Origin of the sequence: Stenotrophomonas maltophilia, assembly GCF_004920835.1 — a bacterium.
Lineage (GTDB): Bacteria > Pseudomonadota > Gammaproteobacteria > Xanthomonadales > Xanthomonadaceae > Stenotrophomonas > Stenotrophomonas maltophilia_AQ.
Genome location: NZ_QFHO01000048.1, coordinates 1 through 19,006 on the forward strand (window position 1 = coordinate 1; position 19,006 = coordinate 19,006).

Below are 19,006 nucleotides of genomic sequence, written 5' to 3' on the forward strand. Positions count from 1 at the left end.
CGCCGTGAATACGTCCTTGTAGGCTCGGGCGCGCCATCCATGGCGCTTACGCCCCCAGCCCACTCACCCTCCCGGCCACGGACGGTTTCCTGCGCACCGCGGGAAGATCAAAAAAGAGCAAAAGCGAAAGCCCATGCTCCAGGCATTCGTGCCGACCAACGGTCGGCACCCACCATCAGCAGCAGGTTCCAACAGATCGCAGGAACCTGTCGAAGGCGGGGTGGGTCAGCTTGCGGGGGCGTGAGCGCCATGGATGGCGCGACCGAGCTTACAGGGACGTACTTGCAGCGTCCCCCGCAAGCTGACCCACCCCGCCAACCCACGGAATGCGGGCTGTTGCTGTTGCTCTGGATTCTGCGGGTGCAGGGCTGCAAGCCCTGCCGGAACCCCACACCGTTCAACAGGCCTCAGCCACCGGGGCGCGCGCACGCCCCAGCCACGCCAGCAGCAGCGCCGACGCTGCCAGCAGGCCACCGGCCACCGGAATCGCCGCGTACCCCAGCCCCAGGCTGATCACCGCACCACCCAGCGCCGCGCCCAGTGCATTGCCGAGGTTGAACGCACCGACGTTGATCGACGACGCCAGGCCCGGCGCCTCGCTGGCGGCCTGCATCACCCGGATCTGCAGCGGCGGCACGATCGCGAAGGTCGCGGCACCGAACAGCAGCACGCCCAGCGCCGCCGTGGCGTGATTCATGAAGGCCAGCGGCAGCACGAACATCAACACGGCCAGTACCGCGAGCAGGATGCGGGTGGCGCCATCCAGCGACCAGTCGGCCATGCGCCCGCCGATGCCGTTGCCGAAAGTGAATCCAATGCCGATCAGGGCCAGCGACATCGCGATGAAGGCGTTGGAGGCACCGGTCAGCTCGGTCAGCACCGGCGCCACGTAGGTGTAGAGGGTGAACATCGCGCCTGCGCCTAGCACTGTGGTGGCCATGGCCAGCAGCACCTGCGGCTGCAGGATCGCCTTCATCTCGCGGCGCACGTCCGGACGCGCATCAGGCGCGGATGCCGGCAGGGCCAGGCCCAGCGCGGTGATCGCCACCAGGCCCAGCACCGCAGTACCGGCGAAGGACAGGCGCCAGCCCAACTGCTGGCCCACCCAGGTTGCCAGCGGCACGCCACCGATGTTGGCGATGGTCAGGCCCATGAACATGGTCGCCACGGCGGCCGCCTGCTTTTCCTTCGGTACCAGGCTCGCGGCGACCACCGCACCGATGCCGAAGAAGGCACCGTGATTGAGGCTGGTGACCAGGCGCGACAACAACAGCAGGCCGTAGTTCGGGGCCAGTGCCGACAGCAGGTTGCCGACCACGAAGATCGACATCAGCAGCATCAGCGCAGTGCGCTTGCCGAAGCGTCCCATCAGCAGGGTCATCACCGGCGCGCCCAGCATGACGCCCACGGCATAGGCCGTGATCAGCATGCCGGCGGTGGGAATGTTCACGCCTACGCCGTCGGCAATGACAGGCAGCAGGCCCATCGGCGCGAATTCAGTGGTGCCGATGGCGAAGGCGCCGACGGCGAGGGCCAGCAGAGCGGCTCTGGAGTTCATGAGGTCATCCTGCGTGGGGCAGGTCCTGGAAAAGAGCGCGTAGCCTGCGCGCTTTGTCGGCCCGGATTAAGCCTCGCCCCGGGAAAACACTGTTGATCTCAATTCACAGCTGGCGGGAACCTCCCCGCCGGGCCATGCCCGGCGAGCGCGGTGGGCCTCGCAACGCAGCCCCCCGGCGCTGGCCGGGGGTTCTGGGTGACACGCTTGCCTGTGATCTGCTTACCAGTCGCCGGCACCCGGCACGTGGTGTTCGCGCGCGCGGCGGCGCATCAGCAGGTTCAGCCACTCCACCAGCACCGAGAAGCCCATCGCGGCGTAGATGTAGGGCTTGGGCACGTGCACGTCCAGGCCATCCAGGATCAGCACCGCACCGATCAGCAGGATGAAGGCCAGGGCCAGCATCTTCACGGTCGGATTGGCATCGATGAAGCGGCCCAGCGGGTTGGCCGCCAGCAACATCACCGCCACCGACAGCAGGATCGCGGCGACCATCACCGGCACGTGGTCGGCGATGCCGACGGCAGTGATCACCGAGTCCAGCGAGAACACGATGTCGATGATCGCGATCTGCGCGATCACGTAGCCGAATACGGCCGAGGTCTTGGTCGTGCTCGGGTCCTCATCCTCGCCACCGGTGATCATTTCCTTGATCTCCATCCAGCCCTTGATGATCAGGAACAGGCCACCGACGATCAGCACCAGGTCGCGGATGGAAATGCCCATGCCGGCCACGGTGAACAGGTTCGCCTGCATGTGCGCCAGATACGCCAGCGACACCAGCAGGCCGATACGGGTGATGCAGGCCACGGCGATGCCGAGCCGGCGCGCGAACGGGCGGCGGTGCTCGGGCAGCTTGCTGACCGCGATGGAAATGAATACCAGGTTGTCGATACCGAGCACGATTTCCAGCGCGCTCAGCGTGAACAAGGTCAACCAGACGTTCGGATCGGCGAGAAACTCAAGGGACATGGGAAGTCTTCAACAAGGGGGAGGAAGAAGGATCAGCCGGCGCTGGCCGGGAACAGGCGCGGCACCAGTACCAGGCCCCAGCACAGCAGCACGTTCATCATCAGCATGAACACCGCCGCCGAGCCCATGTCCTTGGCCCGGCCGGCCAGCTCATGGATCTCGCTGCCGTAGCGCTCGATCACCGCCTCGATGGCCGAATTGGCCAGCTCCATCGCCAGCACCAGCAGCATCGAGCCGATCAGCAGCGCGCGTTCGACCGGCGTCTGGCCCAGCCAGACCGCGAGCGGGGTCAGCAGCACCAGCAGGTAGACCTCCAGCCGGAACGAGGACTCGTGCAGCCAGGCAGCGCGCAGGCCCTGCCAGGACCAGCGGGCGGCCTGGAAGATGCGGCGCGGGCCGCGGGGCATGTGGCCGAACTGATCAGCCACGGGTGAGACATCCAGCAACAGGGGCGCGGCGCAGCGACCGCTCAGACGCACGGCAGGGAATCATGGGTGCACAGGGATAGGCAGATGGCCGCCATTTTGCCACAAGGCCGCCGGCCGCATCCCGGGCAGCGCTTGGCCAATGGCCTGCCAAGGGCAAGCCCGGGCCCGCCCCAGCTCCTATGATGGATGTCCCCTTCCCTGCTGGAGCGCCTGATGTCCCGTCGCCGTACCTGCCTGCTGATGCTGGGCCTGCTGACCGCCGCCCCCCTGGCCCAGGCGCTGAGCCCGACCAAGCCGCCGCGCGTGCCCGAGCAGGTCTCCAACGTGGCCTGGGCCGGCGACATGGCCCACTTCGCCAGCGCCGACCAGACCAGCCCGCCGCCGCGCGGCGGCATCGAGTTCATCGGCAGCTCCTCCATCCGCATGTGGGACAGCCTGGCCACCGACTTCCCCGGCCAGCCGGTGTTCAACCGTGGCTTCGGCGGTTCGGAAGTGCGCGACAGCACCTGGTATGCCGGCCAGATCGTAGTGCCGTATGCGCCATGCAAGGTGTTCTTCTACGCCGGCGACAACGACCTCAACAGCGGCCGCAGCGCGGTGCAGGTGCGCGACGATGTGGTCGCCTTCGTGCAGCGCGTGCACCGCGACCTGCCGAAGACGAAGGTGGAGTACCTGTCGATCAAACCGAGCCCGTCGCGTGCGCACCTGCTGCCGGCGATCAACGAAGCCAACACGCTGATCAAGGTCGCCCTGGCCAGGCTGCCCAATACCGGCTTCACCGACGTCTACACGCCGATGCTCGGCGCCGATGGACAGCCGGACGCGGCGCTGTTCCGCGAGGACATGCTGCATATGACCCCAGCCGGCTATGCGATCTGGACCAAGGCGCTGGCGCCGAAGGTGAAGTGCGACTGAGGCGTGCGTTCGCCGACCAAGGTCGGCATCTACCGAGGCAGCTGGTGCCGCCTCAGCGGAAAATCACCGTGGCTTCGGTGCCCTTGCCAGGCTCACTGGCCAAGCTGACCTTCCAGCCGAAGCGGTCGCACAGCCGGCGCACGATCGACAGGCCCAGGCCGGTGCCCTGCGGACGGCTCGGCTCGGCGCGGTAGAACGGCTCGAACGCGCGCGACAGCGCCTCGGCGGACATGCCGATGCCGGTATCGCGCACCACCACGCGGTCGTTGTGCACATGCACGTCGATGCGCCCCTCATCGGTGTAGCTGCAGGCGTTGCGCACCAGGTTGCTGACCACCACCTGCAGCACCCGCGGCGGCGCATGCAGCTGCACCGGGCCATCGCTGTGCAGGTGCACCGATACCGAGCGCGTACCCAGCAGCTCGTTGGCGTTGTCCACCTCGTAGCGGACGATGTCGTTGACGTCGAACAGCTCGATCTGCGGCTCGACATCGGCCTCGCGGGCCAGGATCAGGAACGCATCGATCACCGCCTCCATGTCACGCCCGGCGCGCTGGATACGCTGCAGGCTGCGGCGCAGGCGCGGCTCCAGGCTGTCATCGCCCAGCGCCATGTCGCTGGCCACCCGGATCACGGTCAGCGGTGTGCGCAGCTCATGGCTGGCATCGCGGGTGAAGTTGCGCTCACGGGCCACGTGCGCGCTGACCCGGTTGGCCAGTGAATGCAGTGCGGCAGCCAGCTGCCGGGTCTCGCCCTGCATGTCCGCCGGCAGCTTGTTCGGCTCGAGGTCGGCCGCCTCGGGATGGCCCGGGTCCCAGCGCGAGACGCGGCGCGCCAGCCAGTTCACCGGCGACACCAGCCGCTTGGAGGCGCGATAGGTCACCCAGCTGGCGCCATAAACCGCCAGCAGGGTCAGCAGCACCGGCACGATGCCGAACCAGAACGCCAGCATCTCCGCGCGCGAACGCAGGAACACCAGGTACAGGCGACCGGCCGGGCGTACATCGACCAGTACCAGCTGGTCATCCTTGCGCAGTTCGTGGAAGCCCGGCTCCAGATTGCGCAGGTTGGCCGGCAACGACAACGCCGACTGCCCGCTTTCCAGCAGGTAGCCGCGGATGTTCTGGGTGTTGGGCGGCGGCTGCACCGGCGAGGCCTCGTGCAGCGTCCAGAAGTACGCCGCCTCCTCGCGCAGGGCCGCGCCGACCAGGCTGTGCTTGATCACCAGCGATACCAGCCAGGCACCGAGCAGGATGCCCAGGCTGGCCAGCACTGCCTGCAGGATGAAAGCGATACGGATCTTGCGCGGCAGGCCGTGCGGCATTGCGGGGTCCCGGTCGGAGCGCTGCGATTATAGGCAGCGCACCGCGCCGTAGTCGTGCATGGGCGCTGACCGGCGGTACTGCCTGCCGGTCATGCCCTGCCCTGGTGCGTGGCCGTTGCCCGGCCGGGCTTGCTGCTGCACCGGCGATGGCCCTGCTCAGGCCATCGGCTGGGCGATATCGGCAATGCGGTAACCGGCGCTCTGTACGGTGTGCAGCAGCGGGCGGTCGAACGGCTTGTCGATGATCTTGCGCAGGTTGTACAGATGGCTGCGCAGGGTGTCCGAATCCGGCAGCCCGTTGCCCCAGATCTCGCGTTCGATCTCCTGGCGGGTGACCACGCGCGGCGATTCGCGCATCAGGATGGTCAGCAGGCGCAGGCCGATCGGCGACAGCTGCAGCTCGGTGCCGGCACGGGTGGCGCGCATGCTGACCGGATCGAGCACCAGGTCGGCGACCTTGAGCACTTCCGAACCGACCTGGCGGCGTTCGCGACGGATCAGCGCGCGCAGGCGTGCTTCCAGCTCCTGGATCGCGAACGGCTTGGTCAGATAGTCATCGGCGCCGAAACCGAGGCCGGTGAGCTTGTCATCCAGCGTGTCGCGTGCCGTGAGCATCAGCACCGGGGTGGACTTGCGCGCATCGTTGCGCAGGCGACGGCACACTTCGATGCCATCCAGGCGCGGCAACATCAAGTCGAGCACCACGACGTCATAGCTGTTCTCCGCCGCAAGGCGGTAGCCATCCAGGCCGTCCTGTGCATAGTCGACTTCGAAGCCGCGACCTTCCAGGTATTCCCCGATCATCTCGGAGATGTTGCGGTTGTCTTCGACCACCAGCACCAAGCCGGAGGTCTCCTTCGTCTGACGCATGTGATTCCCTCTAACTTCAGCTTTGTGAAACATGCCGGATCGACGGTGGACGCGATGTGAAGTTCCGTCAAGAGGGATGTAAATCGTTCAGAGCAGGGGCCGCAGCAATGGCCAGACGTTGTCCAGCACCTTCGGCTGCGCCTGCGCGGTCGGGTGCAGGCCATCAGCCTGCATCAGCCCCGGCTGCAGTGCCACGCCCTCCAGCAGGAACGGCAGCAGCGGTACCTTGTACTGCGTGGCCAGTGCCTTGTAGGCCGCCGCCAGCCGCTGGCGATAACCCGCCCCATAGTTGGGCGGCACATCGATGCCGAGCAGCAACACCTTGGCACCGGCCTTCTGGCTGGCCTGCACCATCTTTTCCAGGTTGCCCTGCACCTGCGCCGGGGTCAGCCCGCGCAGTGCGTCATTGCCGCCTAGGGCAATCACCACTACGGTGGGTTTTTCCTTGGCCAGCAGGCCCGGCAGGCGGGTCAGCGCGCCGGCGGTGGTCTCACCGCTCATGCTGGCATTGACGATGCGCGCCGGTGTTTTCGACTGCTGCCTGACCCGCTGCTGCAGCAGGCTGACCCAGCCGGCGTCGGCGGGGATATTGTGGGCAGCACTGAGGCTGTCGCCGAGCACCAGCACCGTGCCGGCCGGACCTTTGGCAGAGGCCAGCCCAGGCAGCAGCAGGAACCCCAGCAACAGCACCATCATCGCGCCGGCTCGCCGGCTCCATCCCGTCTTGCACATTGGAGTCTCCTCATCGACAGCCTGTCCCCCCGCAGCGCGCCCGTCGCCATCGCCGTCGACCAGGTCGGCAAATCCGTGCAGGGCCCGGAGGGTGAAGTCCACATACTGGACAACATCACCCTGACCGTCCATGAAGGCACCAGCGTGGCCATCGTCGGCGCGTCCGGTTCCGGCAAGACCACCCTGCTCGGCCTGCTGGCCGGCCTTGACCTGCCCAGCCGCGGCAGCATCGCGCTGGCCGGCCAGGATCTGGCGGCGCTGGACGAGGAAGCCCGCGCCCAGCTGCGCGCACGCGAGGTCGGCTTCGTGTTCCAGAGCTTCCACCTGCTGCCGGCGCTGACCGCCGCCGAGAACGTCGCGCTGCCGCTGGAGCTGGCCGGGCGCGAGGACCGCGCACGCGTCGAGGAGGTACTGGCGCAGGTCGGCCTGGGCCATCGCGCACGCCACTACCCGCGCCAGTTGTCCGGTGGCGAGCAGCAACGCGTGGCGCTGGCCCGGGCTTTCGTCACCCGCCCGCGCATCCTGTTCGCCGATGAACCCACCGGTTCGCTGGACCAGGCTACCGGCCAGCACATCAGCGACCTGCTGTTCGAACTCAACGCCGGCAGCGGCACGACGCTTGTGCTGGTCACCCACGACCTGCGCCTGGCGCAGCGCTGCCAGTACATCCAGCGCATCGACAACGGCCGCCTGCTGCCGGTCGAGCACGGGGCCGACGCATGAACCTGCTGCGCCATGCATGGCGCGCGCTGCGTCGCGAGGCGCTGGCCGGCGATCTGCTGACCGTATTCGTCGCGTTGGTGCTGGGCGTGGCGGTGATGACGGCGGTGGGCACGCTGGTGAACCGGGTCAACCTGGCGCTGACCGGCAGCGCAGCCGAGATGCTCGGCGGTGACCTCGGCATCGCCGGGCGCGACGACCCACCGGCAGCCTTCGCCGAAGAAGCGCAGCGACGCAGTCTGGCGCATACCCGCATCGCCAGCTTCGGCAGCGTGCTGTTCCATGGCGAGGCCAGCCAGATGGCCAGCATCAAGGCCGTGGAAGCCGGCTATCCGCTGCGCGGCACGCTGCGGGTGCGGGCCTCGCCCGGGGGCGCCCTGATCGACAACGCCGGCATGCCGGCCAAAGGCCAGGCCTATGCCGACCCGCGCCTGCTGCAGGGCCTGGGACTGAAATCCGGTGACGACCTTGAATTCGGCGCTGGCACGCTGCGCATCGCCGGCATCATCGAGGCCGAACCGGATACCGGCGGCGACCTGCTTACGCTTTCCCCCACCCTGCTGGTCAACCGCGCCGATGTGGAAGGCACCGGTCTGCTCGGTCCGGGCAGCCGCATCAACTACCGGCTGATGTTCTCCGGGCAGGCCGACCAGATTGCCGCGCTGCGCCAGTGGTTGCTGCCGCAGGTCAAGGGCCTGCGCCTGCTGAGCGTGGACGACACCCAGCGTGGTGTGCGCCAGGCCTTCGACCTGGCCGGGCGCTTCCTCGGCCTGAGCGCACTGCTGGCGGTGCTGCTGGCCGGCGTGGCCACGGCACTGGCCGCCAACCGCTTCGCCCTGCGCCGCATCGACCAGGTGGCGATCCTGCGCTGCCTGGGTGCCCGCCAGCGCGACATCCTGTTCGGCCTGGCACTGCAGCTGCTGATGCTGGCGGTTCCGGCCTGCGCACTCGGCATCGCTCTCGGCATGGCTGCGCAGGAAGGCCTTGTGCAGGTGCTGGGCAGCCTGGTGCCACAACGCCTGCCGCTGCCGGAAGCGATGCCTGCCCTGACCGGCGCCGGCATCGGCCTGTTGCTGCTGTTCGGCTTCGGCCTGCCGCCGCTTCTGCGCCTGCGTGGGGTGCCGCCGATGCGCGTGCTCAACCGTTCCTTCGCCGCCCTGCCACCGGCCTCGCTGCTGGCCTACGTGGCTGCCTTGGCCGCCAGTCTGCTGCTGGCGGTGCAGGTCACCGGTGATCTCAAGCTGGCGCTGTGGGTGCTGGGCGGGTTGGCCGCGCTGGCGGTGGCGGCCGGCGTGCTCGGCTTCGTGCTGCTGCAGCTGCTGCGCGGCCTGCAGCACCGCCTGCATGGCAACTGGCGACTGGGCCTGGCCGCCCTGACCCGGCGCCGGATGCTGGCGGTGATGCAGCTGGTGGGGCTGTCGCTGTCGCTGTGCGCGCTGTTGCTGCTGGCGGTGACCGGCCCCGGTCTGCTGCAGCAGTGGCGCGAGCGGCTACCGGCGGATACGCCGAACTACTTCCTGATCAACATCCAGCCCGAGCAGCGCGACAGTGTGTTGGCCGCGCTGCGTGGACTGGGCGCCCACGACGCCAGCATCGAACCGATGGCCACCGGCCGCCTGATTGCGATCAACGGCAAACCGCCGCTGCGCATGGACCGCTCGCCCGCGCAGGAGGGGCAACCGGCACAGGCCGAAGGCCAGCGCGACGACGACGATGAAAACCGGCCGTTGAACTTCAGCTGGCGCAGCACGTTCCCGCCGGCAAATACGCTGGTCAACGGCACGTTCTGGAAGCCGGACAGCACCGCTGCCGAGGCATCCGTGGAGATCGGCTGGGCCAAGCGCTACGGCGTGTACCCCGGTGACCGCATCACCATTGCGGTGGGCGAGCAGGAACGCGAGTTCACTGTCACCAGCGTGCGAAAGGCGGACTGGAACACCTTCCGGCCGAACTTCTTCGTGCTGCTGAACCCGAACGCGGTGGGCGATACGCCGCACAACCTGCTGTCGGCGTTCCATCTGCCGGCCGGCGAGGCAGCCGGACTGGGCGAGCTGGTCCGCGCGCAGCCGAACCTGTCCCTGCTGGACGTGGATGCGGTGATCTCGCAGGTGCGCGATGTGATGGAGCGGGTGGCACAGGCGGTGCAGCTGGTGATGGTGTTCAGCCTGCTGGCGGGCGTGCTGGTGCTGCTGGCCGCACTACAGGCCACGGCCGGCGAGCGTCGCTACGACAGCGCGGTGCTGCGCACGCTGGGCGCGACCCGGCGCCAGTTGCGCGGCGCGGTGCTGGTGGAGTTCGGTGCGCTGGGCACGCTGGCGGCGTTGCTGGCGGTGGGCGCAGCTGCTGCCATCGGCGTGGCGGTCTCGCAGAAGGTGTTCGAGCTGCCACTGCTGCCGCCGTGGCCGGGCCTGCTGCTGGGTGGCCTGCTCGGCATCGCGCTGAGCCTGCTGGCCGGCTGGCTGGGCACCCGGCGGATCCTGCACACGCCACCGGCATTGGCATTGCGCGAGGCGTGATGCGGTTGCGACACACACGGGTGGGGCGGGCGGTATGCTGCGCGCCCCACTCGATCAGATCGTCCGGAAGCGCTGAACGTTGCTCCCCCGCTCCCGAGGTTCAAGGAATGAAGATGAAATACGGCCTCTGTCTGCGCATCCTTCTGGCCAGTTCCCCGCTGCTCGGTGCGATGCTGCCTGCAGACGCCCGCGCGGCGGAAGGCTATGCCCCGGACGCGGTGCAGGCCTTCGTGCTGGAAACGGTGCTGGCCGACGAGGCGCAAGCCTTCCACGAGGGCCATCCGACCTATCTGGTTCCGGCCAGCGTGTCACGCACGCGCAGCGATGCCGACGTGGTGGCCGACCTGCGTGCTGAGTTCGACCGGTTCTACCGGGGCCAACCGAAGCCGAGAAAGGAAGTGGCGCACATGGCGATCCTCGTCGCACAGACCGCGCTGCTGCTGCCGGACCGGAGCGCCTGCAGCACGGATCGAGTACGTTGCCACGAAGCTGTCATGGGTGTCCGCACCCGCGATGACGAGGCGAGCCTGCAGGCCACCCTGCGTGCCTTCCAGAACGCGGGACTGGACCTGACCACGCTGGGTGGGCCGGCGTCCTGAGTGCATCGCACCCCGCGCTTGCGATCATCGCCGAGAGCGTGCCGAGCAAGCTCGGTACCTATACCAAAGCGAAGGTACGCTCAGTAGATCCACGCCGTGGGTGGATGCGGTGCCAGGCACGCCCGGCACCCACCAGCGAGACAGCAATCAACCTTCCTTCGGCGCCTTTTCCACGTACTTGGCGAACACTTCGTCGATCTGCTTGTCCTTCACCTTCTTGCCGGCCTGGATCTCTTCGGCCTGGGTGAACATCGGGATGATCATCGCCATGCCGTCGATCTTGGTCTTCAGGTGCACGCCCGGCGCCTGGCCGAGGAAGCCGTCCCAGCGCTGGCGCACCTTGGCCCAGTAACCGGCAGTTGCCTTCCAATAGTTGCGCGCCGGGGTGAAATCGACCTCGGTGGTCTTCACGTAGTCGTTGAAGCCAAACTCGCGTGCGATCTCCACCTGGCTGCCGTCGGCGTTGCGCTGCACCTTGGTGTTGAACTGCTCGTGGGTCCAGCCGTTCGGGGTCAGCGTGTGGCGGTTGATCACGGCCAGCGCGTTGTAATCGCTGCGCTTGGTGTACTCACGGCGCGGCAGCGGACGCCAGCTCAGGTCGCTGCTCCAGCTCGGCACGTTGTTGGTGTAGGTCCACTTGCCGGTGCCGCAGTAGCGCGGCGCGTCACTCACTTCGTAGACGCACTGGGTCCAGGCCCCCTGGTTCACCGCCGCCGGAATGCTGCGCACCTGCCAGGTCTGGTCGGCACTGAATTCGAAGCGGTTCGGCGCTTCGTAGACCCAGTCCTGGCGCCAGTGCTTGGTGATGTGGCCGCTCTTCTCGTCCAGCAGCAAATGCTGCAGCACGATGCGCTTCGGAGTGTCTTCGACCACGATGACCACTTCGTTGCCGCCACTGCGCATCGCCGGTGCGCGCTCGTAGCCCGGCTTCAGCAGCACGGTCTCGTCAAAGGCGAAGTCCACGGTGTACTCACCCTGCATGGCAAGGATGCTGTCGTGGTCGCGGGCGATGTCGGAGGGCTGCGCGCTGGCCACGCCGCTGGCGGCGAGCAGCAGCATGACGCTGGCTGTCTGGAGTTTCATCGGGTCTTCCTTCGGGGTTGCAGATTCGTTGAGAGGCCGTCCGTGGCCGACAGGCGTTCCATCAGCAATGGGTCACAGGCGGATCAGCGGCAGATCGCCGGGAACCCGCGGGGTCGGTCGCCGTGCGGCATCGGCACAGCAGCAGTCGTCGATCGCCAACTCACCCTCGGCGCTCTCCAGGCGCGCAATGCGACGCGCGGTGGCAGCGCCCAGCGAAGACAGGGTCGACAGGCTGGCGGCCAAGGTGCGGCCATCGTCGGCGGCATGCAGGCGCAGCGCGCACAGGCGCCAGCGCTGACCACCCAGATGGCCGGCCAGGCGCCGCCACAGGCGTTCGCCGACGCTGGCATCGCTGTCGTGTTCCGGGCCCGGCGGCAGCGCGGCCACCAGCCGGTCCCAGGCCAGGAAGTCACTGTCTGGCAGCAGGTACAAGCGCCACACGCAGCGGCCGCGGCCATCGAGGAAGCACAGGCTTTCGCGCAGGCCCTCGCTGTCCACACCCTGGCAGGCATGTACACGCACCGCCTGACGCCAGCCACCCAGCTCATTGCCGTCGGCGTGGTACAGGCACAACACGGTGCCGAGCGTGGCCAGCTGTGCCGGGGTCGGCCAGGCCGCGCTGTTCGGCACGGCGATGGAGTCATTCCTGCGGGCGGACAGTGCTCGGCTCATGAGGTCACCAGGAAACGGCAAGGCTGGCGGAGAAGGTACGGCCCGGGCTGCTGAAGCGATCGCTCAGCGTGCGATCGGTGATCAGGCTCGGGGTGATCGACGACCATTCGATGTAGCGCTTGTCGGCCAGGTTGAACACGCCGACATTGAAGGTGGCACCCGGTGCGAAGTTCCAGTGCGCCATCAGGTCCAGTACGCCGTAGCCAGCCGGCTGGTAGACGAACGGCGCCGGTGCATTCGGGTTGGTCTGCGCGGCCGGCGGCGGCAGATGCTTCTTGCGCTGCACGAAGGTGCCGGCCAGCTCGACACCCCAGGTGTCGGTGTCGTACATCAGGCCCAGCGTGCCACGCAGCGGATCGACCGAGGCCAGCGGTTCGTCGTTGGTCTTGTTGTCGCCACGCGACCACGCCAGTGCGCTGCGCAGCGCCCAACCCTTCAGCGCCGGGCTGAGTTCACCGAATTCGATGCCGGCCTTCATTTCCGCACCGTAGATGCGCGCGTCGGCGATGTTCTGCGACTGGAACACCATCAGGCCCTGTGCGTTGCGGCCGGTGTTGACGTTGGACTCGATGAAGTCCTTGTAGTCGTTGTAGTAGCCACTGACGCTGACGTACGCGGCCGGTGCGATGAAGCGCAGGCCCAGCTCGTAGCCGTCGCTGGTTTCCGGCTTCAGGTCCGGGTTGGCGATGGCGGTGTATCCGAAGGCGACGTTGGTCAGGCCGATGTTGACGTCGTTGTACGGCGGCGACCGGAAGCCGCGTGCATAGCCGGCGAACAGCGACCACTGGTCAGTGAAGCGCCAGACCATGCCCAGCTTCGGCGACACGCTGGTCTTCTTCAGCTGCGCAACCGCCGTGGTCGGATTGTCTTCGGCAAAGATGCCGTCCACCTCCGGCTTCAGCTCGTAACGGTCAACGCGCACGCCCGGCACCAGCGACAGCCTGCCGTCGGCCAGGCGCATTTCGTCCTGTGCATACAGGCCCAGCTCGGTGGTCTTGCTGATCGGGAAGTCCCGCACCGGGAACACATCGGGGACGATGGCATTGCTGACCACACCAGCGCGGTTGACCTGGTAGCCGTCGCGCTTCTGGCGGATCTCGGTACGCGTGCCCTCGAAGCCGTAGGTCAACGCATGTTCGATCGTGCCGGTGCTGAACGCCTTGTTGAACTGCGCCTGCAGGCCATAGGCATGCTGGTCGAAGGAGAACACGCGGTGGCGGCGGCTGCCGTCGGTGCGCGTCTCGTCGGTCTGCTGCCGGGTTTCGCTGTTCTGCGCATACACCTGCCAATGCAGGCTGTCGGCGAACGGCTGGTCCAGAGCATCCATCTCGTGGGCGAAGGAGACGCGGGTGCGCTTCTGCGTGTCATGCCCCTTCATGCCGGTGGCCGAACTGACACCCACCGACGACAGCACGTTGGTGTCGGTGGTGTCTTCGTTGCCTTCCACCGTCAGGCGGAAGCGCTGGTCCTCGCTGGGCGCATAGACCAGCTTGCTGAGCAGGCTGCGGCCGTCGCGGTCCTGCGGGTTGGCCGCAGTGCGCGTGCGATCGTCGCTGCGCACCGTACCCTTGTTGTCCGTCTCCTGGCCCTGGTGATGGTTCACGTTGACCAGGCCGCTCCAGTGCTCGCCACCGAAGGCAGCGGTGGCACCGCCAAGCAGGCCCTTCCACTCGCCGTCGTAGCCGAACTTCAGTCCAAAGTAGCTGTCCTTGCCGTCCTTGAGGTAGTCGGCCGGGTCCTTGGTGACGAACGCGACCACGCCGCCCAGTGCATCGGAGCCGTACAGCGAACTGGCCGGGCCACGCACGATCTCCACGCGCTTGAGCGTGTCCAGGTCGGTGTAGTTGCGGTTGGAACTGGCGAACGAACCGATGTCGAACCGGGTCGGCATGACGATGCCGTCGGTCTGGATGCGCACGCGGTTGCCATCCAGGCCACGGATGCGGAAACCATCCAGGCCGAAGCGGGTGGCGCTGCGGGTGACCGACAGGCCCGGCTCGTAGCGCACCAGATCCTTGATGTCCTGTACCAGGTGCCGGTCCATCTGCTCGCGGTCGATGACGTCGACGGTGGCCGCAACGTCGCTCACGGCCCGTTCGGTGCGGGTAGCGGTGACCTGCACCCGGTCAAATTCGCGCGCATCGGGCGCGGCGGCAGCAGCAGCGTGGGCGGACAGCGGCAAGGCCATCCAGACGGCGAGACTCAGGGCGGTATGGCGGGTCATCGGGTTCATTCGGTCAGGCAAGGGAACCCCCGGTTACCGGCACACCCGGAAGGTGCACGCGGTAGACCGAGGGGGAGAGAGCGGGAGCGGACGGGTCGCCCACCCTGTCGGCGCTGCCGGCAGGAGGGAGGGAGGCGGGCGACCAGGCCGCGATTACTTGGTCAGGATCAGCTTGTCGTTGCTGGTGTGGCGCAGGCGATAGAAGCGGTCGCCGTGCTGGATCAGGATTTCACGACGGCCCTTGAGCAGGGCTTCGCTGTCGATGACCTCTTCCGGCGGAACGACGCGGACCGGACGATCGCGGAGGGTCAGCGTTTCGGGGCGCAGCAGTACAGGTTGAGCATTCATGAGCATCTGGACTCGTGCGAGGGACGAGTTAAATGATAATGATTCTCAGTTGACAATCAACAACCATTCTCAATTTCATTGATGAGATTAATGATCGAATCCGGAAATTCGATAGGGATCATCAATTGAAAGATGGGGCGGGCGGCTTTTGTAGAGTCGAGCCGTGCTCGACTGCTCTTCGAGTCCGGCCAGGTGAAACCCGCGCTGCGCGCAGAGTCGAGCACGGCTCGACTCTACATGGCGCTGCTGCCGGTCAGCCGAAGACGGCTTCGAGCTGGGCCCAGCCGGCGGCATCGACCTGCTCCAGTACGTCCAGCGCCTGCAGGTTCTGCAGCAGCTGGCTGACCCGGCTGGCGCCCAGGATCACGCTGGAGACGTTCGGGTTGCGCAGGCACCAGGCAATCGCCAGCGTCGCCGGGGCATGGCCAAGCGCGCGTGCGACCTCGCTGAAACGGCGCACCTGTGCCAGGCGAGCCTCGGCGTCAGCACCCAGCACCAGGTCCTGCAGCCATTCCATGCCCTCGCGGCCCAGCCGTGCATCGGCCGGGATGCCCTGGTCGTACTTGCCGCTCAACAGGCCTGACGCCAACGGCGAGAAGATCGTGGTGCCCAGGCCGGCGCCGGCATACAGCGGCGCGTACTCGACCTCGACACGCTCGCGGTGCAGCAGGTTGTACTGCGGCTGCTCCATCGACGGGCCCTGCAGGTTGTGCGCCTCGGCGATGTCCAGCGCCTGCTGGATCTGCGCCGCCGACCACTCCGAGGTACCCCAGTAAAGGATCTTGCCTTGCCGCACCAGGGTGTCCATGGCGTGCACGGTCTCGGCGATCGGTGCGTCTGGATCCGGGCGGTGGCAGTAATAGAGGTCGAGGTAATCCACCCGCAGGCGCTTGAGCGCGGCGTGGCAGGCGTCGGTCACGTGCTTGCGCGACAGCCCGCGCTGGGTTGGTCGCGGGTCTTTGGCGCTGCCGAAGAACACCTTGCTGGAGACACAGAAGCCATCGCGTGGCAGGCGCAGGTCGGTGATCACATCGCCCATCACCTGTTCGGCGCGACCGTTGGCGTAGCCCTCGGCATTATCGAAGAAGTTGACGCCATGATCCCAGGCGGCGGCCACCAGGTTGCGGGCCTCGTCGCGCGGGATCTGGTCGCCGAAGGTCACCCAGGCGCCGAAGGACAGGGCGGAAATCGGCAGGCCGGTGGAGCCCAGGCGACGGTATTGCATGCGAATCTCCTGCTGCGGGCCCGCATCCGGGCCGGGATCGAACCGCCATTCTACCTGCCCCTGCCGGCCGCAACCCCTTGCCGTTGCTGGCCTGATCGGTACCGATGGCCGCGCGCACGCTGCTTTTCCTTGCCCCGGCCCCTGCCCTGCACTAGGCTTCCCGTTTTTCGCGACGCCCCAGGGGAGTCACTCACATGGTCGAAGGTTTGGGCAGGATCGGCTTCGGCCTGTTCGGGTTGGCGGTGCTGATCGGCATCACCTGGTTGTTTTCCAACAACAAGCGTGCGGTTGACTGGAAGCTGGTTGCCACCGGTATCACCCTGCAGATCGCATTCGCGGCGCTGGTGATCCTGGTGCCGGGCGGCCGCGACGTGTTCGATGCGCTGGGCCACGGCTTCGTGAAGGTGCTGAGCTTCGTCAACGAAGGTTCGAAGTTCATCTTCGGCTCGTTGATGGACGTCAAGAACTACGGCTTCATCTTCGCCTTCCAGGTGCTGCCGACCATCATCTTCTTCTCGGCGCTGATGGGGGTGATGTACCACCTCAACGTCATGCAGGGCATCGTGCGCGTGATGGCCTGGTCGATCACCAAGGTGATGCGCGTGTCCGGTGCGGAAACCACCAGCGTCTGCGCCAGCGTCTTCATCGGCCAGACCGAGGCGCCGCTGACGGTGCGCCCGTACATCGCCAAGATGACCCAGTCCGAGCTGCTGACCATGATGATCGGCGGCATGGCCCACATCGCCGGCGGCGTGCTGGCGGCCTACGTGGGCATGCTCGGCGGCGGCGACCCGGTACAGCAGGCCTTCTACGCCAAGCACCTGCTGGCGGCGAGCATCATGGCCGCGCCGGCCACGCTGGTCGTGGCCAAGCTGCTGATTCCGGAAACCGGGACCCCGCTCACCCGCGGTACGGTGAAGATGGAAGTGGAGAAGACCTCCAGCAACATCATCGATGCCGCGGCCGCTGGCGCCGGTGACGGCCTGAAGCTGGCGCTGAACATCGGCGCGATGCTGCTGGCCTTCATCGCACTGATCGCGCTGCTGAACGCCCCGCTGACCTGGATCGGTGAAGTGACCGGGCTGGCCGCGCAGATCGGCAAGCCGACCAACCTGTCGACCATCTTCGGCTACGTGCTGGCACCGATCGCCTGGGTGATCGGCACGCCGTGGGCCGATGCCACCACCGTCGGTTCGCTGATCGGCCAGAAGGTCGTGATCAACGAATTCGTCGCCTATACCGAGCTGTCGCAGATCGTGAACGGCCAGGTGGCGGGCGTGAGCCTGTCTGACGAAGGTCGCCTGATCGCCACCTACGCGCTGTGCGGCTTTGCCAACTTCAGCTCGATCGCGATCCAGATCGGCGGCATCGGCGGCCTGGCCCCGGAACGTCGCCACGATCTGGCCAAGTTCGGCCTGCGCGCGGTGCTGGGCGGTACCATTGCCACCTTCATGACGGCGACCATCGCCGGCGTGCTGACGCACTTCAGTTGAACCCTTGGTTGAGAAAAGATTCCCTATGAGCAGCAGTGTCGTTGTCGTCGGTTCCTTCAATGTCGATCACGTGTGGCGGTGCGAGTCGCTGCCGGCACCGGGTGCGACCATTGCCGGCCGCTACAGCACCGGCCCCGGTGGCAAGGGCTTCAACCAGGCCGTGGCGGCCTGCCGCGCCGGTGCCGACACCCACTTCGTGTGCGCGTTGGGCGATGACGCCGGTGGCGCCACCGCCCGCGAGCTGGCCGCACAGGATGGCTTCGGGCTGATCGCCGAAGCCAGCAGCGAACCGACCGGCACTGCTGGTATCTACGTGGATGCCCGCGGCCGCAACACCATCGTGATCGGCCCGGGTGCCAACGCCGCACTGAGCACCGACTTCCTGCAACAGCAGCAGGCGCTGCTGACCGGCGCCAAGGTGGTGCTGGTGCAGCTGGAATCGCCGGTGCCGACCATCGAAGCAGCGTTGGCCAGCGCCCGCGAGGCCGGTGTCACCACCGTGCTCAACACCGCGCCGGCCGATGCCCCCTCCACCATCGGCCTGCTCAAGCTGGCCGATGTGATCACCCCGAACGAGACCGAGTTCGCCGCCCTGCTTGGCCGTCATGTCGGCGAGCGCGTGGATGCCAACGACGTCGCTGCGCTGGATGGCGCCAGCCTGCATGCGCTGTGCCGCAAGCTGGTCGGCAACGGTACGGTGGTGGTGACCCTGGGTTCGGTGGGTGTGTTCGTGTCGCATGCCGACGAGAACCTGCGCGGCGATACCCAGCCGTACTATCGCGTGGGTGCCGAACAGGTGCAGGCAATCGACACCACCGGTGCCGGCGACGCCTTCAACGGTGCGCTGGCCGCGTCGCTGGCGCAGGTGGCCGACGCCCCGTTCGCCCGCCACGTGCGCTTCGCCAACCAGTTCGCCGGCCGTTCGACCGAGAAGGAAGGCGCCGCTGCGGCGATGCCACGCTTCACCCCGGCTGATTCCGAAGCAAAGTAGATCCACGTCATGCGTGGATGAACGAGCCCGGGCATGCAGATGCCCGGGCTTTTTTTATGGTTCTTCCGCATGTCGCAACAGCTGCCCCGCTGCAATCGCCAGCAGCGCCACCGCAGCGGCCACCACGCCCAGCGAAGCCAGGCCGAAGCGTTCGATGGCCCCACCTCCGAGCAACGCGCCCAGGCCGATACCAGCATTGGCGGCCGACACATTCAAGGTGCCGGCCAGCGCCTGTGCCTGCGGCGCCGCGCGCATCACCCGCACCTGGCACAGCGGGAACAGCGCGGTATGCGCAACACCCCACAACGCCAGTGCGATGACCGCCCCCCCTCCCTGCCC

At 67.3% G+C, this 19,006-nt stretch carries 17 protein-coding genes and 1 pseudogene; 6 read left to right on the top strand and 12 right to left on the bottom strand.

The window, feature by feature from the left end; all coding sequences use genetic code 11:
* Positions 1 to 397: 397 nt before the first annotated feature.
* The 3 genes from DI041_RS20465 to DI041_RS20475 form a co-directional block, all read right to left on the bottom strand.
* Positions 398 to 1,558: an MFS transporter gene (locus tag DI041_RS20465; protein ID WP_136638881.1), complete on the bottom strand. Its 1,161-nt coding sequence runs from the start codon at positions 1,556 to 1,558 to the stop codon at positions 398 to 400.
* A gap of 219 nt (positions 1,559 to 1,777) precedes the next feature.
* Entirely contained in the window at positions 1,778 to 2,527 is a 750-nt protein-coding gene (locus DI041_RS20470; RefSeq protein ID WP_012510092.1) for a TerC family protein, read from the bottom strand.
* A gap of 32 nt (positions 2,528 to 2,559) precedes the next feature.
* A complete protein-coding gene (locus tag DI041_RS20475; RefSeq protein WP_088480332.1) occupies positions 2,560 to 2,955 on the bottom strand; it encodes a diacylglycerol kinase in 396 nt (131 codons plus the stop codon).
* Positions 2,956 to 3,168: 213 nt separating this feature from the next.
* Between DI041_RS20475 and DI041_RS20480 the strand changes: the two genes are divergently transcribed.
* Positions 3,169 to 3,870: an SGNH/GDSL hydrolase family protein gene (locus DI041_RS20480; protein WP_136638880.1), complete on the top strand. Its 702-nt coding sequence runs from the start codon at positions 3,169 to 3,171 to the stop codon at positions 3,868 to 3,870.
* Positions 3,871 to 3,922: 52 nt separating this feature from the next.
* Here DI041_RS20480 and DI041_RS20485 read toward each other — a convergent pair whose 3' ends face one another.
* The 3 genes from DI041_RS20485 to DI041_RS20495 all read right to left on the bottom strand — a co-directional run bounded on the left by DI041_RS20485 (position 3,923) and on the right by DI041_RS20495 (position 6,796).
* Positions 3,923 to 5,194, bottom strand: coding sequence for a sensor histidine kinase (locus tag DI041_RS20485; protein ID WP_046982735.1), 1,272 nt, complete (start codon positions 5,192 to 5,194; stop codon positions 3,923 to 3,925).
* A 156-nt stretch (positions 5,195 to 5,350) separates the two neighbouring features.
* A complete protein-coding gene (locus DI041_RS20490; protein ID WP_002811889.1) occupies positions 5,351 to 6,064 on the bottom strand; it encodes a response regulator transcription factor in 714 nt (237 codons plus the stop codon).
* Between the two features lie 87 nt (positions 6,065 to 6,151).
* Complete coding sequence (locus tag DI041_RS20495) at positions 6,152 to 6,796, bottom strand: arylesterase (RefSeq protein WP_046982734.1); 645 nt, start codon at positions 6,794 to 6,796, stop codon at positions 6,152 to 6,154.
* A gap of 75 nt (positions 6,797 to 6,871) precedes the next feature.
* Between DI041_RS20495 and DI041_RS20500 the strand changes: the two genes are divergently transcribed.
* The 3 genes from DI041_RS20500 (at position 6,872) to DI041_RS20510 (ending at position 10,631) form a co-directional block, all read left to right on the top strand.
* Positions 6,872 to 7,519 (top strand): ABC transporter ATP-binding protein, encoded by a 648-nt coding sequence (locus tag DI041_RS20500; protein ID WP_046982733.1) that lies wholly within the window; start codon positions 6,872 to 6,874, stop codon positions 7,517 to 7,519.
* Positions 7,516 to 10,032: an ABC transporter permease gene (locus DI041_RS20505; protein WP_136638879.1), complete on the top strand. Its 2,517-nt coding sequence runs from the start codon at positions 7,516 to 7,518 to the stop codon at positions 10,030 to 10,032. Before DI041_RS20500 ends, DI041_RS20505 begins: the two co-directional genes overlap by 4 nt.
* A gap of 113 nt (positions 10,033 to 10,145) precedes the next feature.
* On the top strand, positions 10,146 to 10,631 hold the full coding sequence (locus DI041_RS20510) for a hypothetical protein (RefSeq protein WP_248298476.1): 486 nt from the start codon (positions 10,146 to 10,148) through the stop codon (positions 10,629 to 10,631).
* A gap of 147 nt (positions 10,632 to 10,778) precedes the next feature.
* Here the strand turns inward: DI041_RS20510 and DI041_RS20515 are convergent, their stop codons facing one another.
* The 5 genes from DI041_RS20515 to DI041_RS20535 all read right to left on the bottom strand — a co-directional run bounded on the left by DI041_RS20515 (position 10,779) and on the right by DI041_RS20535 (position 16,183).
* Positions 10,779 to 11,714, bottom strand: a complete 936-nt coding sequence (locus DI041_RS20515) for a DUF6607 family protein (RefSeq protein ID WP_046982730.1) — start codon at positions 11,712 to 11,714, stop codon at positions 10,779 to 10,781.
* Positions 11,715 to 11,786: 72 nt separating this feature from the next.
* Positions 11,787 to 12,386, bottom strand: a complete 600-nt coding sequence (locus tag DI041_RS20520; protein WP_004144366.1) for a ChuX/HutX family heme-like substrate-binding protein — start codon at positions 12,384 to 12,386, stop codon at positions 11,787 to 11,789.
* A 4-nt stretch (positions 12,387 to 12,390) separates the two neighbouring features.
* Positions 12,391 to 14,610, bottom strand: coding sequence for a TonB-dependent hemoglobin/transferrin/lactoferrin family receptor (locus DI041_RS20525; protein ID WP_369407447.1), 2,220 nt, complete (start codon positions 14,608 to 14,610; stop codon positions 12,391 to 12,393).
* Between the two features lie 153 nt (positions 14,611 to 14,763).
* Entirely contained in the window at positions 14,764 to 14,958 is a 195-nt protein-coding gene (gene hemP / locus DI041_RS20530) for a hemin uptake protein HemP (protein WP_005412278.1), read from the bottom strand.
* Positions 14,959 to 15,211: 253 nt separating this feature from the next.
* Positions 15,212 to 16,183, bottom strand: a complete 972-nt coding sequence (locus tag DI041_RS20535) for an aldo/keto reductase (RefSeq protein ID WP_046982728.1) — start codon at positions 16,181 to 16,183, stop codon at positions 15,212 to 15,214.
* Positions 16,184 to 16,377: 194 nt separating this feature from the next.
* On the opposite strand from DI041_RS20535, the gene DI041_RS20540 reads away from it, so the two are divergent.
* Together DI041_RS20540 and DI041_RS20545 are read left to right on the top strand one after the other, a co-directional pair.
* Entirely contained in the window at positions 16,378 to 17,676 is a 1,299-nt protein-coding gene (locus DI041_RS20540; RefSeq protein ID WP_004144334.1) for a NupC/NupG family nucleoside CNT transporter, read from the top strand.
* 25 nt (positions 17,677 to 17,701) lie between these two features.
* Complete coding sequence (locus DI041_RS20545; RefSeq protein ID WP_046982727.1) at positions 17,702 to 18,667, top strand: ribokinase; 966 nt, start codon at positions 17,702 to 17,704, stop codon at positions 18,665 to 18,667.
* Positions 18,668 to 18,721: 54 nt separating this feature from the next.
* Here the strand turns inward: DI041_RS20545 and DI041_RS20550 are convergent.
* A pseudogene (locus tag DI041_RS20550) lies at positions 18,722 to 19,006 on the bottom strand (MFS transporter); the annotation flags it as partial.